This is a genomic window from Allobosea sp. TBD101 (assembly GCF_059817965.1).
On sequence record NZ_CM187543.1, the window covers coordinates 515,831 to 530,609 of the forward strand.

At 68.1% G+C, this 14,779-nt stretch carries 15 protein-coding genes; 6 read left to right on the forward strand and 9 right to left on the reverse strand.

What is annotated here, in order from left to right:
* Nucleotides 1-91: 91 nt before the first annotated feature.
* The 3 genes from AC6RIC_RS02490 to htpX form a co-directional block, all read right to left on the reverse strand.
* Nucleotides 92-1,810, reverse strand: a complete 1,719-nt coding sequence (locus AC6RIC_RS02490; RefSeq protein WP_499734966.1) for a heparinase II/III family protein — start codon at nt 1,808-1,810, stop codon at nt 92-94.
* A gap of 84 nt (nt 1,811-1,894) precedes the next feature.
* Nucleotides 1,895-3,259, reverse strand: a complete 1,365-nt coding sequence (locus AC6RIC_RS02495) for an RsmB/NOP family class I SAM-dependent RNA methyltransferase (RefSeq protein ID WP_499734967.1) — start codon at nt 3,257-3,259, stop codon at nt 1,895-1,897.
* A gap of 1 nt (nt 3,260) precedes the next feature.
* The gene (gene htpX / locus AC6RIC_RS02500; RefSeq protein ID WP_454654512.1) at nt 3,261-4,190 is read right to left on the reverse strand and encodes a zinc metalloprotease HtpX; all 930 of its coding nucleotides are present in this window, start codon (nt 4,188-4,190) and stop codon (nt 3,261-3,263) included.
* A gap of 116 nt (nt 4,191-4,306) precedes the next feature.
* On the opposite strand from htpX, the gene AC6RIC_RS02505 reads away from it, so the two are divergent.
* Both AC6RIC_RS02505 and AC6RIC_RS02510 read left to right on the forward strand, forming a co-directional pair.
* Nucleotides 4,307-4,528, forward strand: coding sequence for a DUF1674 domain-containing protein (locus AC6RIC_RS02505; protein WP_499734968.1), 222 nt, complete (start codon nt 4,307-4,309; stop codon nt 4,526-4,528).
* A gap of 75 nt (nt 4,529-4,603) precedes the next feature.
* On the forward strand, nt 4,604-5,908 hold the full coding sequence (locus AC6RIC_RS02510) for a class I SAM-dependent methyltransferase (RefSeq protein WP_499734969.1): 1,305 nt from the start codon (nt 4,604-4,606) through the stop codon (nt 5,906-5,908).
* Nucleotides 5,909-5,992: 84 nt separating this feature from the next.
* On the opposite strand, the gene AC6RIC_RS02515 is transcribed toward AC6RIC_RS02510, so the two are convergent.
* Nucleotides 5,993-6,310 carry a DUF2853 family protein gene (locus AC6RIC_RS02515; protein ID WP_047574507.1) on the reverse strand — a complete coding sequence of 106 codons (318 nt, stop codon included), beginning with the start codon at nt 6,308-6,310 and terminating at the stop codon, nt 5,993-5,995.
* Nucleotides 6,311-6,552: 242 nt separating this feature from the next.
* On the opposite strand from AC6RIC_RS02515, the gene AC6RIC_RS02520 reads away from it, so the two are divergent.
* Entirely contained in the window at nt 6,553-7,500 is a 948-nt protein-coding gene (locus AC6RIC_RS02520; RefSeq protein WP_499734970.1) for a 2-hydroxyacid dehydrogenase, read from the forward strand.
* Between the two features lie 4 nt (nt 7,501-7,504).
* Here AC6RIC_RS02520 and AC6RIC_RS02525 read toward each other — a convergent pair whose 3' ends face one another.
* The 4 genes from AC6RIC_RS02525 to AC6RIC_RS02540 form a co-directional block, all read right to left on the reverse strand.
* Entirely contained in the window at nt 7,505-8,017 is a 513-nt protein-coding gene (locus AC6RIC_RS02525) for a L,D-transpeptidase family protein (RefSeq protein ID WP_494580836.1), read from the reverse strand.
* Between the two features lie 307 nt (nt 8,018-8,324).
* Nucleotides 8,325-9,149, reverse strand: coding sequence for a heme ABC transporter ATP-binding protein (locus AC6RIC_RS02530; protein ID WP_499734971.1), 825 nt, complete (start codon nt 9,147-9,149; stop codon nt 8,325-8,327).
* Nucleotides 9,142-10,221, reverse strand: a complete 1,080-nt coding sequence (locus AC6RIC_RS02535; RefSeq protein ID WP_499734972.1) for a FecCD family ABC transporter permease — start codon at nt 10,219-10,221, stop codon at nt 9,142-9,144. The genes AC6RIC_RS02530 and AC6RIC_RS02535 overlap by 8 nt, the downstream gene beginning before the upstream one ends.
* A 23-nt stretch (nt 10,222-10,244) precedes the next feature.
* A complete protein-coding gene (locus AC6RIC_RS02540; protein ID WP_499734973.1) occupies nt 10,245-11,204 on the reverse strand; it encodes a heme/hemin ABC transporter substrate-binding protein in 960 nt (319 codons plus the stop codon).
* Nucleotides 11,205-11,553: 349 nt separating this feature from the next.
* Between AC6RIC_RS02540 and hmuQ the strand changes: the two genes are divergently transcribed.
* The 3 genes from hmuQ to AC6RIC_RS02555 all read left to right on the forward strand — a co-directional run bounded on the left by hmuQ (nt 11,554) and on the right by AC6RIC_RS02555 (nt 14,033).
* Nucleotides 11,554-11,901: a heme-degrading protein HmuQ gene (gene hmuQ / locus AC6RIC_RS02545; RefSeq protein ID WP_499734974.1), complete on the forward strand. Its 348-nt coding sequence runs from the start codon at nt 11,554-11,556 to the stop codon at nt 11,899-11,901.
* A 12-nt stretch (nt 11,902-11,913) separates the two neighbouring features.
* A complete protein-coding gene (hutX, locus tag AC6RIC_RS02550) occupies nt 11,914-12,435 on the forward strand; it encodes a heme utilization cystosolic carrier protein HutX (protein ID WP_499734975.1) in 522 nt (173 codons plus the stop codon).
* Between the two features lie 140 nt (nt 12,436-12,575).
* The gene (locus AC6RIC_RS02555) at nt 12,576-14,033 is read left to right on the forward strand and encodes a hypothetical protein (RefSeq protein ID WP_499734976.1); all 1,458 of its coding nucleotides are present in this window, start codon (nt 12,576-12,578) and stop codon (nt 14,031-14,033) included.
* A 2-nt stretch (nt 14,034-14,035) separates the two neighbouring features.
* Here AC6RIC_RS02555 and AC6RIC_RS02560 read toward each other — a convergent pair whose 3' ends face one another.
* Entirely contained in the window at nt 14,036-14,758 is a 723-nt protein-coding gene (locus tag AC6RIC_RS02560) for a fused DSP-PTPase phosphatase/NAD kinase-like protein (protein WP_499734977.1), read from the reverse strand.
* Nucleotides 14,759-14,779 lie beyond the last annotated feature (21 nt).

A 14,779-nucleotide genomic window follows, 5' to 3' on the forward strand; every position in this document is an offset into this window, starting at 1 on the left:
TCCGGCTTTGATTGCAGGAAGGCAGTTTCGGCAGACGCGCGCGGGCTATCATGCTGCGCTGCAAAAGGCAAAAGCCGCCGTCGCAGAACCGTCACGCGTCGGGTGCGTGTTCCCCGGCCTCACGCTCGGCGATCGCGGCGGCGACCGTCTTGCCGGCGCGGGGATTGGCGGCGCTGATCCGGCTGAGACGCCAGTTGACGCGCGGGGTCGCGACCGCATCGAAGGCGATGACGAGCTGCTCGGTGCGCCGGCGCCCGTCGGACGAGGCCAGGAAAAGGCTCTCTTCTATGGCGATGGTCAGTCCGCCCGCCTCGAAGCTCCAGACCTCACCCGAGGCGAGCGCGAGCAGCGCGCCGCTGCCGTCGCGCACGAGGCTGGCGCGGACATTCGGGTGCAGGTGGAAGCGCAGGGCGGCTGCGAGCTCCGTGCGCGTGCCAGTCAGGGCGACCTCGTCCTCGCCGGCCAGGGACGCGCCGTCCCGCGCCAGCAGGAGACGGCGGGTGTGGGTCGCGCCGAGGCTGCGGCGATAGCCGTCATGGCTCGCGACCCATTCGGCGCCGTCCGCGCCATCCTGGCGGGCGACGCGGACATCGCGGGGGCCGGAGACGACGCGCATCTCGCCGAGCACCATGCCGAAATTCGCGCTGGAGCGATCGTTGAGGACGAGCGTCGAATGGGCGGCGGTGCTGCGGGCGGCGAGCTTCAGCTCCGGCGGGCCGAAGCGGCTGGCGCCGCAATTGACGATGATGCGCTGGGCGCCGCTGGAGAACTCGAAGGCGAGGCAGCCGGCATGAGCCTCGACCGAATAGGCGCCACGCGGCGGCGGCCCGGCATCGGTCACCACGATGCTGCGCTCGGCCGAGAGGCGGCTATAGCCGGAATAAGCGGCGTGTTCGGTCGGGCGGCCGCGCGCATCGTCATAGGCCGCAAGCGTCGCCATCAGGTCGGGCGGGGTCGTGCCCATGCCGTTGAACAGGGCGAGCGCTCCGTCGCCATGCCGGAACAGGCGCAAATGCGGCATCATTCGCTCGATCGCCGTCAGCACGCCGCGCGGCGGCTCGACGCCGCGCGCGGCGAAGGTCTCGCGCAGCGGCAGCAGGTCGAGCAGGAATTCGATCAGCAGGCGCGGATTGCGCGAGAGATGACCGCCATCGGGCAGGATCTGCTCCTCGAGCTCTTCCGAGAGGAGCGTTTCGATCCGGCGCCGACGGCTATCCTGTCCGTCGAGGCAGATTGCGGCGAAGGCGACGGCGATCAGCCCGTTCAGGCGGTCGGCGCCCTCGACGGCTCCGGCCAGGGCCAGGCTCAGACGGTCGGTGAGGCGCGAGATGTGGCGCAGATAGCGTTCGTAGAAGACGTGATCGGCGCCTTCCAGCAGCAACGGCGAATGCGACAGGAAGGAAATCAGCCGGCGCGCCGCCACAGCCGGGCGGCGGGCGATGTCGTGGCGGTCGCGGCGCCGGGCGATGAAGTCCTCGACGAGGCTGCGGGCATTGGCACGGGCGATGGCCGTGTCGGCGGCCCGCATGTGGCGCAACCAGCCGAAGCCATAGAGCGCCTCGGCCCAGGCCTCGCTCGGCGGTGTGGCGTCGAAGGGCGATTCACCATGGCTGCGCAGCATCCGTCCGGCGAAGGCATAGTAGCCCGCATAGAAATCGCTGGCCGTGGTCGGATCGGCGGTGCGCAGGTCATGCGGGGCGAAGAGCAGGCGCGTCGCGCTATTGCGGCCGAAGGGCCAGAGCTTCCGGGTCGCGCCGACGAACTGGCCACGGGTCCGCCGCGCCGCCCGTCCGATCGCGGCTTGGGCCAACCCCCGTCGTTCAGCCCACCCGCTCAAATCCCCCGTCGACTCCGTGCCCGGGCGCGGCGGCGCGCCGCGCGAATCCCGGCTTCGTCATAGCCTGATCAGGCGGGTTGCGTAAAATCCTGCCCATCCCGAAAGACGCGGGGTTTCGCCCTGCAATTGATGCGGCAAGGTGCGGATATCGCCGTTACCGTCGATAGCCTCCGCCAAACCGCCGATTTCCTCGGGTCGGACGGGTTCGCGACGAAACTGGGGATTGCGCGCGAGGAAGGCCGCGGTCTGCTCCTCACCTTCCTGCGGCTCCAACGAGCAGGTGCAGTAGACGAGACGCCCGCCCGGCTTGGTCAGCGCTGCGGCAGCGTCGAACAGGCGGGCCTGCAGGGTGGCAAGACGGTCGCGATCCTCAGGCGATTTGGTCCAGGCGACGTCCGGGTGGCGCCGGATGGTGCCGGTCGCACTGCAGGGCGCATCGAGCAGCACGGCATCGAAAGGTTCCGCCTTCCAGTTCGCGGCATCGGCGGTGACGACCTCGGCGGAGAGCCCGAGCCGGGCAAGGTTGGCCTTGAGGCGACGCAGGCGCGGACCGGAGCGGTCGAGCGCGGTGACGTTGGCGCCCGTAGCCGCGATCTGAGCGGTCTTGCCGCCGGGCGCGGCGCAGAGATCGGCGATGCGTTCGCCGGGCTGCGGAGCCAGCAGCTTCACCGGCAGGGTGGCGGCGGCATCCTGGACCCACCAATCGCCTTCGTCGAAGCCGGGCAGGCTGGCGATGGCCTGGCGCTCGCGCAAGCGGACCGAGTCGATCGGCAAGGCGATGCCGTCGAGCTTTTCGGCCCAGCCGGCAGGATCGGCCTTGACGCTGAGGTCGAGCGGCGGCTCCTCGCGATGGCTCTGCGCGATGGCGGCGGCGGTGTCCTCGCCATAGGCCGTGCACCAGCTTTCGACCAGCCAGTCGGGGGTATCGCCGAAGACTTCCGCCCGGGCTTCCGCAAGCACCGCGTCGCGCTCGCGGGCGAGGCGGCGCAGCACGGCATTGCCGAGCGCGGCATAGCGGGCCGAGCGCGGATCCTCATGCAGCTGGCGGATGGCGATATCGACCGCCGCGTGGTCGGGCACGTCGAGGAAGAGGATCTGGGCGGCAGCGGCTGTCAGGATTGGCTCGAACGGGCCGGATTTGCGCGGGCTGCCGCGGTCGAGCCGCGCGTCGATGGCCTGCTGGATCGTGCCGAGGCGGCGGAAGGCCGTGACCGCGATGGCGCGGGCAAGGCTCGCATCGGCGGCATCGAGCCCGGATTCCGGCAGCATCCGCTCCAGGGTTTCGTCGAGCGCGACGCCGGCGCGCAGGACTTCGTCGATGACGGCGGCGGCAAGCCGGCGAGCCGGCAGGCCCGGGGCATCGTCGAGCTTGGGAGGCGTTTCCGGCTGGGCTGGGCCGCGCGAGGAGGATTGGGCGGCCATCTCAGCCCCACGGACCGGGCTGGCGCGGGGCGCTGCCCCACGGATTGTTGTCGGCCTGGGCAGTGAAGCCCGCGCCCGCGTTGCTGCTGATGATGCCGAGCGCGCGCGCCTGCTCCATCAGGGCGGCGATGCGATTGCCGGTGTCGGGATGTGTCGAGAACAGGTTATCCATGCCGCCGCCGGTCAGAGGATTGATGATGAACATGTGCGCCGTAGCAGGCTTGGCCTCGGCTGTCTCGCTGGGGATGTGCTGGACGCCGGCCGCGATCTTGGCGAGCGCATCGGCGAGCCAGACAGGATTGCCGCAAATCTGGCCGCCGAGCTTGTCGGCTTCGTATTCGCGCGAGCGCGAGATCGCCATCTGGATCAGGGCTGCCGCCATCGGCGCGAGGATCGAGAGCAGGATCTGGACGATGAAATTGGGACGGTTGTCGCGCGAGCCGAAGAACATGCCGAAGGTGACGAGCGAGGAGATCGCACCGGCGAAGGTCGCGGTGATCGTCATGGTCAGCGTGTCGTGATTCTTGATGTGGGCGAGCTCGTGGGCCATCACGCCGGCCAGTTCCTCATAGGTCAGCGTGCGCAGGATGCCGGTGGTCGCGGCGACGGCCGCGTTCTGCGGGTTGCGGCCGGTCGCGAAGGCGTTGGGCTGGTCCTCCTGGATCAGGTAGACGCGCGGCATCGGCATGTTCGCGCGGGCGGCGAGATCGCGCACCATCCCGTAGAGCTCGGGCGCCGTGCGCTCGTCGACCTCCTGGGCGTTATGGGCGGCGAGCGCCATCCGGTCGGAATTCCAGTAGCTGAAGAGATTGGTGACGGCGGCAAAGCCGAGCGCCATCAGCATGCCGCCCCCGCCGCCGAGCAGATAGCCGACCGCGCCGAAGAGCGCCGTCAGGCCCGCCATCAACATGCCGGTGCGAACGTAGTTCATCGAATTCCCTTCTCGAGCGCGTGTTTGCGCAGGCCCTCGCATCTGCGAGCATCGTGCCCTATGTGGTGAGGGCCATCCCGATCCTGCAAGAGAATCCTGCAAGGAAGCGCGCAGACATGCCCGAGAACACCGATCAGGACAGGCCGGCGGAGGCCGCCGAGCCCAAGGTGCTGTCCCCCGCCGCGCAGCGCGCCCTGGCGGAAGCCGCCGCGCGCCGCGCCGCGATCGACGCCCATGCCGCCGAGGTCGCGAAGCAGCGCGAGGTGAATGGCCGTGGCGGGCTGGAGCCGGTGCGCTACGACGACTGGGAAGTGAAGGGCATCGCCAGCGACTTCTGATGCTGGGGCCTCGCAACATTGCCAATTGGCGGCCCAGCGTCCAAACAGCAGCCGGATAGCAGCGGATTGGCCTCCATGGACAGCAACGACAAGCGCCTCGCGGCCCTGCGCCGCCTTCTCGCTGAGGCGCATGAGAAGCTCGGCCTGAAGCTCGGCTTCCGGCTCTGGGACGGCAGCATGGTTCCGGCCTCCTGGCCACAGGACGGGCTCGCCATCGGCATTGCCGATACCGGCGTGATGGCGGCCCTGATCCGCAAGCCCAAGCTCGACACGCTGCTCAACCTGCATGTCGCCGACCGCATTGCGATCCTGAACGGCTCGCTCTTCGATCTCGCCGCGGCGCGCCCGGAGGGCAAGGTCGGCAAGCTCGCGCGCAACATCCCGAAGAGCGCCGTCTTCGATGTCATCAGACGCTTCCTGTTCGCGCCGGGCACGGCCGGCGCCGCCGTCAGCCACCGCAAGGGCGACGAGATCGCGCGGGACGGCGCACCGGCCACCAACAAGGCCAATATCGCCTATCACTACGACGTCTCGAATGATTTCTACCGGCTCTTCCTCGACGAGGAGATGGTCTACACCTGCGCCTATTTCACCGAGGATCATGGCGATCTGGGCCGCGCCCAGCGCGACAAGCTCGACATGATCTGCCGGAAGCTGCGCCTGCAGCCGGGGGATCGCTTCCTCGATATCGGCTGCGGCTGGGGCGCGCTGGCCTGCCATGCCGCCCGCTATTACGGCGTCGAGGCGCATGGCGTGACGCTGGCCGAGGAGCAGCTCGCCCTGGCGCGCGAGAAGGTCGAGAGGCTCGGGCTTCAGGACAAGGTCACCCTCCATCTCAAGGACTTCACCCAGATGGAGGGGGAGTTCGACAAGATCTCCTCGATCGGCATGTTCGAGCATGTCGGTATCCGCAACCATCCCTCCTATTTCCAGGCGGTGAACCGGCTGCTCAGGCCGCGCGGGCTCTATCTGCATCACTGCATCTCGCGCCGCGCCAAGAAGACCGAGAAGGCCTTCAACAAGATGCCGGCGGAGTATCGCGCGCTGGTGCGCTACATCTTTCCGGGCGGAGAGCTCGACCATTTGGGCATGTCGATCGCCAATCTCGAGCGCCATGGTTTCGAGATCCATGATGTCGAGGGCTGGCGGGAGCACTACCAGCGCACCACGCGGCTGTGGTGGGAGCGGCTGGAGGCCAACAAGGCCAAGGCAGAGGCCGAGATCGGCGCCGAGCGGACGCGGATGTGGTCGCTTTATCTGGCGGGCTGCTCGCTCGCCTTCGAGCGCGGCGGCGCGCTGGTCAACCAGACGCTGGTCTCGAAGCGGCGCAAGGGTCCGTCCGGCCTGCCGCTGACGCGCGCAGACCTCTATCAGGCCTGAACGGGATATCGGCCGGCTTTAGCGCCGGCCTTCCATTTCATGCTGTCTTGGGGAAGTCGCCCGGTCGTTTGCCGGGCCGAGGCCTTACTTCTTGACGAAGAGGTCGAGCTTTCCGTGATGCTCGGCCAGCAGGTAGTAGAAGGTCAGGCGGGACTTGGTCTTGTCGGCCTTCATATGCTCGCAGATCGCCTTGACGGAGCCGTCGAGATCGCCGGATTTCAGGCCGAGCTTCTTCTTCAGGAAATTCTCGCGGACGCGATCGAGTTCGGCCGGATCCGAGCAGGCGACGTAGCGGGTGTCGGGCTTGCTCATCACCAGAGCGTAGGATTTCGACATGCCGGCGAAGGCCGCTTCGTTGAGCGGCTTCTTGGCAAATTTCTTCACGTCGGCGAGATGATCCATCTGGTAGCCCCTTCCTGACCCGCACCGGAGTACGGGTGGTTACGTGTCGCGGGGCGGAGGTTAACGCGGTTCTTCACGGGGGGCGAGGGGGCAACGCAGGCGATTTCCAGATTTTGGAACCACTTGGACCAATCTTTGGTCGAAGGTTGGAATGCGCGGCGGGGATGACGGGGCCAACACCAGCATGGGTTGAGCAAAATGCCGCGCGGTGCTGCGATGCAGCATCTCCCCGGAGCCTTGTGATGAAGCCGACGATCCTGATGATGCCGCGCCTTGCCGATGACGCGATTGCAAGCCTGAAGCAGAGTTACACGGTGATCGGACCGGTCCATGGCGACGATGCGGCCGGGATTCCGGTCGAGGCGAAAGAGGCGCGTGCGCTGGTGACCTATGGCGGGCGCCGGACCGGTGCGGATCTGATGGACGCCTTGCCGAAGCTCGAACTGATCGCCTGCTATGGCACGGGAATCGAGGGGGTCGATGCCGCGGCGGCCAAGGCGCGCGGCATTCAGCTTTGCAATGCCGCCGATGCCAATGCGCGCAGCGTCGCGGAATTCGCTGTTGGTCTCATGCTCAATGCGATGCGTGGCATCGGGCGCGGCGACCGCTTCGTGCGCGACGGCCTGTGGAGTGGCCGGGGGATCGAACCGGTGTCGAATACGCCGGATCTCGCCGGCCGCAAGATCGGCATCTACGGGCTCGGCGCCATCGGCAGCAAAATCGCGAGCCGCGCGGCAGCCTTCGAGATGGAGGTCGGCTATCACAGCCGCTCGCCCAAGCCGGATCTGCCCTATCAATTCCATGACAGCCTGCTCGGCCTCGCCACCTGGGCGGACGTGCTCATGATTGCTGTCCGGGCCAGCGCCGAGACGCGCAATGCCGTCGACGATACCGTCCTGAACGCGCTCGGGCCGGAGGGCTATGTCGTGAACATTGCGCGCGGCCTCGTCATCGACGAGGAAGCACTCTGCGCGGCGCTCGAACAGAAGCGGGTCGGCGGCGCGGCCCTGGATGTCTTCGCCGAGGAGCCGCATGTGCCGGAGCGGCTGCGCAAGCTCGACAACGTCGTGCTGACGCCGCATGTCGCCGCGAGTTCGCAGGACGCCAAGAAGGCCCAGCTGCGCACGCTGCTCGGCAATCTCGAGGCGTTCTTCGCCGGCCGGCCGATGCCTGCCGGCGTGCCGCTCTGACGCCTCAGGGCAGGACGACGACCGGCGTGCCCATCCGGACGCGGGCATAGAGATCGATCACGTCCTGGTTGTGCATGCGGAAGCAGCCATAGGACGCGGCGGTGCCGATCGTGTTCGGCATGTTGGTGCCGTGGATGGCGTATTGTCCTGTCGGCCCGAGCCCGATGACGCGCGCACCCATCGGGTTGCGCGGCGAGCCGCCGGGGATGACGTCGGGCAGGCGGGGGTTGTCCCGCCTGACCTCGGCCGGCGGACTCCAGGCTGGGTCGACCTGCAGTTCCTCGACATATTTGACGCCGCGCCACTGCTTGCCGGCCTTGCCGACGGCGACGGTATAGCGGATCGCCTCGCCCGGCGCGGTGACGTAATAGAGCTTCCGCTCGCCGGTGCGGATCACGATCGTGCCGGGGTCGAAGCGCCCGTCGCGCATCCCGACGACCTCGCGCGCTTGCACGGGCGGCGCGGCCGCGCTGGCTGCCGACAGGGCGATGGTGGCAAGGGCGACATGTCTGAGCATGGTCGGAACTCCCGCTGGAAACTTGCGGGAGTTGTGGCGCCGCAGCCGTGAAGCGCGGGTTGAGCGATATGGTGAAGCGGCGATTCAGGATGAATCGCCGGTGAATCCCGCTCTGGGGACTGTTTGGCGCCTGGATCGCAGCAGCTTTGGGCAACGCCTTGTCATTCCGGGGCGCGCCATAGGCGCGAACCCGGAACCCACGACGGGGTCGATCATCCGATGCCCGGTTGCTGGCCGCTCACCCGGTCGTGGGTTCCGGGTTCTTCGCTATCGCGAAGCCCCGGAATGACAAGGGGGCAGCCGAGCCCTACGCCGCAGGCCGGGCGCGATGTTGCTGCGGCAGCAGGAAGGGCAGGCCGGGCGCCGGGGCGCGGCTCAGCGTCAGGTCGACCTTGAAGACCTGGCGCAGCAGGGCGTCATCCAGCGTCTGCGCCGGCGGACCCTGCGCGATGATGCGGCCCTGATCCATCGCGACGAGATGGTCGGCATAGGTCACGGCGAGGTTCAGGTCGTGCAGCACGATCAGCACGGCGACGCCGCGCGCGGCGATGGCGCGGGCCATGTCGAGCAAAGCGAGCTGGTGGCAGAGATCGAGGCTGGCGATCGGCTCATCGAGGAACAGCACCTGGCGCTCGGCGATGCTGCGGCCGGCCTCGAGCTGGCAGAGCACGCGGGCGAACTGCACGCGCTGCTGCTCGCCGCCGGAGAGCGTCTGGTAGCGCCGCCCGGCGAGATCGATCACTCCGGCCGCGGCCAAGCTTTCGGCGACGATTGCCTCGCGCCGCTGGCGCGTCAGGGCCCGGCCGATGCCGTCGACGCCGAGGCTTGCGACCTCGTAGACGCTGAAGGGGAAGACGAGGCGGGCGTGCTGGGCCATGACCGCGCGCAGGCAGGCGAGACGCCAGGCCGGCACCGTCGGGAGCGGGTCGCCGGCGATGCGGATCTCGCCGCCGGCCGGCTTGATCTCGCCGGTCAGGAGTTTGAGCAGGGTCGATTTGCCGGCGCCGTTCGGGCCGATCAGGATCGTGGTCTTGCCGCCCACCAATTGCAGGCTGGCATCGGTCACGAGCTTGCGTCCGCCTGCGAGGAAGCTGACGCCATGACCGGAGAGGATCGGGTTCGCTTCAGACATCGATCAGGCTCGTGCGGCGCAGGAGCAGCCAGAGGAAGAAGGGCGCGCCGATCGTGGCGGTGACGATGCCGATCGGCAGTTCGGCCGGGACGACGATCAGCCGGGCAACGATATCGGCGCCGACCAGCAGCATCGCGCCGCCGAGCGCCGAGAGCGGCAGCAGCAGCCGATGATCCGGGCCGACCGAGAGCCGGATCAGATGCGGCACGACGATCCCCACGAAGCCGACCATTCCGGCCGAGGCGACGCTGGCGCCGACGGCAAGCGCGACCAGCAGGATCGCCAGCGCCTTGATGCGCTGGACGGGGATGCCGAGATGATAGGCCTCGGCCTCTCCGAGCATCAGGCCGTTCAGGCCGCGGGCCAGCAGCGGCATCAGCAGGAGCAGCGGCAGGACGATCGGCGCGACCACGGAAAGCTTCGTCCAGCTTGCTCCGCCGAGGCTGCCCAGTGACCAGAAGGTCAGGTCGCGCAACTGCCGGTCGTCCGAGATGAAGGAGAGCAGGCCGGTGAGGGCGCCCGCCATGGCGCCAAGCGCGACACCGGCAAGCAGCATGGTCGCGACCGAGGTCCGGCCGCCGCGTGTCGCGATGAGATAGAGCGCGAGCGTCGTAATCAGGCCGCCGCAGAAGGCGCCGGCCGGAAGGGCGGCGAAGGGCAGCTTCATCATGGTGCCGGCGAGGAAGCGGTCGCCGAGGACGATGGTGGCCGCCGCCGCAAGGCCGGCGCCGCTGGAGACGCCGACAAGGCCGGGATCGGCGAGCGGATTACGGAACAGGCCCTGCATCAACGCGCCGGACACGGCGAGGGCGGCGCCGACGAGCAGGCCGAGGAGCACGCGCGGCAGGCGGATATTGAGCACGACGAGGACGTCGCGGCCTTCGAGCAGGCTGGTCTCGCCCGTCAGGCGCGCCATCAGGATCTCCGCAACGCGGCCCGATGCGATCGGGATTGCGCCCTGGCCGATGGCGACGATGGTCAGGAGCAGGCAGGCCAGCGTGAGCCCGGCGACGGCGAGCAGGCCGGTGCGGCGTCGGCCCGCGATCAGCGTCGTCAGGTTTGTCGTGGCCATAGTCGGGGACGGTGCCGCGAGGGTCACGGGGTGGCAGCGGTCTTGAGCGGCGGGATCGCGGCTTCCGGGTAGATCGCGGCCATCAGGTCGCGCGCCGCCATCGGCGTGCGCGGGCCGAAGCCGAGCAGGTAGAGCCCGTCCATATGAACCAGCCGCTTGTCCTTCGCAGCGGGGGTCTGGGAGAAGGCGGGCATCGCGAAGAGCTCGTCCGGCGTGGTGTTATGGGCGCTGCTGTTGCGCATCATCAGCACCATGTCCGGCGCGGCAGCGGCGATCGCCTCGTCGGTCATCGGCTTGTAGCCTTCGATCGCGTCGGCGACGTTGATGCCGCCAGCCAGCTTGATGATGCCATCGGCCGAGCTGTTACGACCGCCTACCATGGCGCGGCCGTTCTGCAGCGAGAGCAGGAAGAGGATGCGCTTCTTCTTCGCAATGCCGGAACGCAGCGTGTCGAGTTCGTCGAAGCGGGCCTTGGTCTGTGCTGCCAGGCGCTCGGCCGGAGCGGCCGCGCCAATCGCGGTGCCGATCGCAGCGATCTTGGCGGTCACGCCCTCCGGAGTCAGCCCATCGCTGATGCGCGCGATCTTCACACCGGATTCGTTCAGCAACGACACCGCGTCCGGCGGGCCGGCTCCGTCGATCAGCATGATCAAGGATGGTCTCAGCGAGAGCACGCCTTCGGCCGAGAGCGCACGGACATAGCCGACATTGGCCTTTTGCTTCAGCGCCTCGGGCGGGAACTGGCTGGTGGAGTCGATGCCGACGATGCGATCCTGCAGGCCGAGCGCATAGATCACCTCGGTGATGACGCCGCCGGCGACGACGATGCGATCCGGCGTCTGCGCCAGCGCGGCGCCCGGCAGGGCGGCGGGGAGCCCGAGGCCGCCGAGGCCGAGCGCGCTCAGGGCGAGGGCCGCCGTCATCTCGCGGCGGTTCGGCTGCCGGAGGCCGCGATGCGCCTGGGTGATGCGCGAGCGAGACATGTCGCAACTCCATTCGGGCGAGTGCGGATTTCACCGCCGCAGATGCCCAAGCAAGAAGGTTGTGTGCAGTTTAAAATTATTCCATTCAAAGTAGATCTTGTTTGTATTTATTCAAAACAAGAACAACTTTGCGGTATTATTGACGTTGATATTAGCCTTTACTACAAGGGGTCAAGGGCAGCGCCACGGCGCAGCCGGCCTCGTCAGGCGATAGCGCCGGGCGGTCGGTCGCTGCTCACGCGCATTTCCGGGTCGAAACCTTCTTCGGGAGGTGGTCGGGCAGGGTGCGGCGATTGCCCGGTATGTTCGTTTCCGCCGTTTTCCGGCGCGCCAGATGCAGGGTTTACCGATGTTCATCGCCATGAATCGCTTCAAGGTCGTCAAGGGCGAGGAAGCCGCCTTCGAGACGGTCTGGTCCTCGCGCAAGACCCGCCTCGACGAGATGCCGGGCTTCCTCTCCTTCCACCTGCTGAAGGGGCCGGAGAAGGAGGACCACACGCTTTATTCCTCCCATACGAGCTGGGTCTCGAAGGAGGATTTCACGGTCTGGACCAAGTCCGAGCAGTTCCGCGAATCGCATCGCAATGCCGGCCAGCCGCGCCCGAAGCCGATCTATCTCGGCCATCCCGAGTTCGAGGGCTTCGAGACCGTGCTGAGCGAGAGCAACCCGCATCTGCCGCGCCAGGCGGCCGAGTGAGGCCTTAAGCTGATGACGACCGCCGACATCACCGCGCAGGACCCGATGGAGCATGCGCGTGCCCTGTTTACCGCCAAGCCGGACGGCCTGATCGAGGCGATCGCACGCGAGGCCAAGGTCTCGACGCGCGCCGTGCTCGAGCTTCTGCCCGAGGCGCAGCGTCAGCTCGTGGCGCCCGAGCGCTTCGAGGACGTCTGGAAGGAGCTCGCGACCTGGGGCACGGTGCTCTTCCTGATGCATACGCCCGACATCGTGCTGGAATGCGAGGGCTCGCTGCCGGTCGGCAGCTTCGGCCATGGCTATTACAACATCCATGGCGATAGCCCGATCGGCGGGCATATCAAGGCCGAGAACTGCCGGGCGATCTATCTGGTCGACCGGTCGACGGCGCAGGGCCGGCGCGCCTGCTCGGTGCAGTTCTTCAACGGCTCGGGCGAGGTGATGTTCAAGGTCTTCGTGCGGCGCGATGCCGCTCGCGCCTTGCTGCCGGACCAGCTGGCACGGTTCGAGGCGCTCAAGACAAAATTCGCCTGAGCCCAAAAAACGACACGGTGTCCAGTTCTTGCATCGCGTGGCATAAGCCGCGCGATGCGGCCACCGATGAAGGCGATGAGCGGAATTCACCATTCATTAACCATGTTGACGCAGCCTTCGCGGCAGAAGGCCCGTCGAGCATGACTGCCTCCCGCGGCCGAGACCCCTCGGACGATGCGGCGGACATGGCAGGCGAGAGCCTGTCCGACGCTTCGACGACGGGGGTCGATATGGCCGCACATGTCACCATGGATCGGGCCCATCTGCCGCATGGACGCCCGGGGCTGACGCTCGCGGCCGGGCGCCGGTTCGTGGCGAGGCGGGTGCCTGTCCTGCGCTCGAATCTGGGCTCCGCGATCCTGCTCGGCCTGCGCTTCGTCCAGGCGCGGCTGATCTCGGTCTGGGGCCTGATCATCGCGGCGGCCCTGTGCCCGCCCTTCGTCTTCGCCGCCTTCGCAGTCTTTTCCTCGGCGGCGAACTTCATCTCGATCGCCTCGCTGCTGCGCCTGGAGGCGGTGTTCTTCCAGAACAGCGACCGCGCCCGGCTCGGCCTGGCCTTCCGGCTCGCGACCGCCGTCGGCGTGGCCTTCCTCGCTGTCGCCGCCGTCGTCCTGATCGGGCTCGCCGTGACCGGCTGGGTCGCGCCGGCGGTCGCCTTCTTCTTTCTGGTTTCGCTGGCGGCGCGCTCGGTGCTGCGGCTGCTCTGGTCGGAGGCGACGGCCGAGGGCGATTTCCGCGCCATCGGCAACAGCAATGTCGTGCAGGCCGTGGTGCAGCCGGCGATCATGCTGCTTCTGATCTGGGTTTTCGGGCCGAAGGCGCTGACCTTGTTCATGGCCGATGCGCTTGGCCACGTCCTGGCGGCGGCCTATCTGCTGCGGCGCCGGCAGGATTCCGTCGCCGCGCTGGTCCGGCCGGTGCTCTGGTCCTGGCGCAGCCTCGCCGAGGCCGCGATTCGCTGGCGGGATGCGCCGCGGGCCCTGCTGCCGTCGGCATTGCTGGCCTACGGGTTCGCGATCGCGCCGCTCCTGGCGCTGCCCTATGCCAGCAATACCGTGCTTGCGGCGCAGGTAGCGCTGTCGATGCGCCTGCTGGACATGCCGAGCCAGATGTTCGGAACGGTGTCGATCCCGCTGGTGCTGAACCGCCTGCGGACGCAGGCCGGTCCGCGCCGGCGCTTCTGGGCGCGGATCATGGCGCTTGGCCTGACCGTCGGCGCGACCGTGCTGTTCAGCGTCATCGCCGTCGTCTCGCTCGTGGCCGACCATTGGCTGATCGGGACGCAGTGGCAGGATCTCGGCGAGGTCATCGCGCTGCTGGCGGCGTTCTATATCGGCATTGCCGTCCTCGGGCCGCTCCAGGAAGTGGCGACGCTGTCGCGCCAGCCCTTCTGGCAGGTCGCGATCAATGCCGTCGCGCTGGTTGCGATTGTGGCCACGATGGCGTGGTTCCGTGCCCTGTCGCCGGAATTGCTGCTGACGATTGGCGCCATCTCGATCCTGCGAACGCTGGCGCATACCGTCTTCATCTGGCTGCATCTCGACGATGCCGCCGAGGCGCCCTCCGACGGCCTCGCCGCTTCGGGGGCGGTGCGGTAGGGCTATTCCCGCCGGATCAGCTTGTCGGCGACCAGCGACGAGAACAGCCCCGGCTTGAACTCGCGCTCCAGCCGTTCGGGGTCGTAGATCGTGGCGACCCAGTCCAGGAAGGCGATGCCCTTCGTCTCGCCCTCAAGGCGATAGGCCTCGAAGAAGGCGTCGAGGATGCCGGTCTTGGCGAAGCGGAAATGGCCATAGCGCAGCGAGAGCTGGCGCATGGCTTCGTCGAGCGGGCGCCCTTCATGGACGAGCAGGTAGAGCGCCGAGAAGAAGCCGGCCCGGTCGGCGCCGGACTTGCAATGCACCAGGGCCGGTTCGTCGAGGCTCTCGAAGAAAGCCTTTGAGCCGAGGATCGTCTCGCGATCCGGCGCGCCGCGCGAGCGCAGCACGTAATCGACGAGCTTGATGCCGTGGCGCTCGCAGGCTTCCTTCTGGAGTGGCCAGGAGCCGTGCTCGCGCCCGCCGCGCAGGTTGACGATGGTCTTGACGCCCTTGCGGGCGAAGGCCGCGATCTGGCCGGGCGCCGGCTGGGCCGAGCGCCAGAGTCGCGGCGTGACGCGGTGCGCGTTGAGATAGGCGAGCCGGAAGATGCCGTGGTCGACCAGCAGCATGTTGGTCCAGGCGCGCAGGCGCTGGCTGCGGCCTTCGATCGGCCGATCCCAGCGGGCAATGCGGGCCATGCGGCGGGCATAGCGCTCTTCGTCGGGGCGCAGGCGGCTCAACACGGCCTGGTCTCGGGGCTGTTC

Coding starts and splice junctions, on each gene's coding strand:
- hutX (WP_499734975.1), top strand. CDS start 11,914: ATGACGACCGCCGACATCACCGCGCAGGACCCGATGGAGCATGCGCGT.
- AC6RIC_RS02520 (WP_499734970.1), top strand. CDS start 6,553: ATGAAGCCGACGATCCTGATGATGCCGCGCCTTGCCGATGACGCGATT.
- AC6RIC_RS02505 (WP_499734968.1), top strand. CDS start 4,307: ATGCCCGAGAACACCGATCAGGACAGGCCGGCGGAGGCCGCCGAGCCC.
- AC6RIC_RS02540 (WP_499734973.1), bottom strand. CDS start 11,204: ATGTCTCGCTCGCGCATCACCCAGGCGCATCGCGGCCTCCGGCAGCCG.
- AC6RIC_RS02525 (WP_494580836.1), bottom strand. CDS start 8,017: ATGCTCAGACATGTCGCCCTTGCCACCATCGCCCTGTCGGCAGCCAGC.
- AC6RIC_RS02555 (WP_499734976.1), top strand. CDS start 12,576: ATGACTGCCTCCCGCGGCCGAGACCCCTCGGACGATGCGGCGGACATG.
- htpX (WP_454654512.1), bottom strand. CDS start 4,190: ATGAACTACGTTCGCACCGGCATGTTGATGGCGGGCCTGACGGCGCTC.
- AC6RIC_RS02530 (WP_499734971.1), bottom strand. CDS start 9,149: ATGTCTGAAGCGAACCCGATCCTCTCCGGTCATGGCGTCAGCTTCCTC.
- AC6RIC_RS02515 (WP_047574507.1), bottom strand. CDS start 6,310: ATGGATCATCTCGCCGACGTGAAGAAATTTGCCAAGAAGCCGCTCAAC.
- AC6RIC_RS02535 (WP_499734972.1), bottom strand. CDS start 10,221: ATGGCCACGACAAACCTGACGACGCTGATCGCGGGCCGACGCCGCACC.
- hmuQ (WP_499734974.1), top strand. CDS start 11,554: ATGTTCATCGCCATGAATCGCTTCAAGGTCGTCAAGGGCGAGGAAGCC.
- AC6RIC_RS02495 (WP_499734967.1), bottom strand. CDS start 3,259: ATGGCCGCCCAATCCTCCTCGCGCGGCCCAGCCCAGCCGGAAACGCCT.
- AC6RIC_RS02510 (WP_499734969.1), top strand. CDS start 4,604: ATGGACAGCAACGACAAGCGCCTCGCGGCCCTGCGCCGCCTTCTCGCT.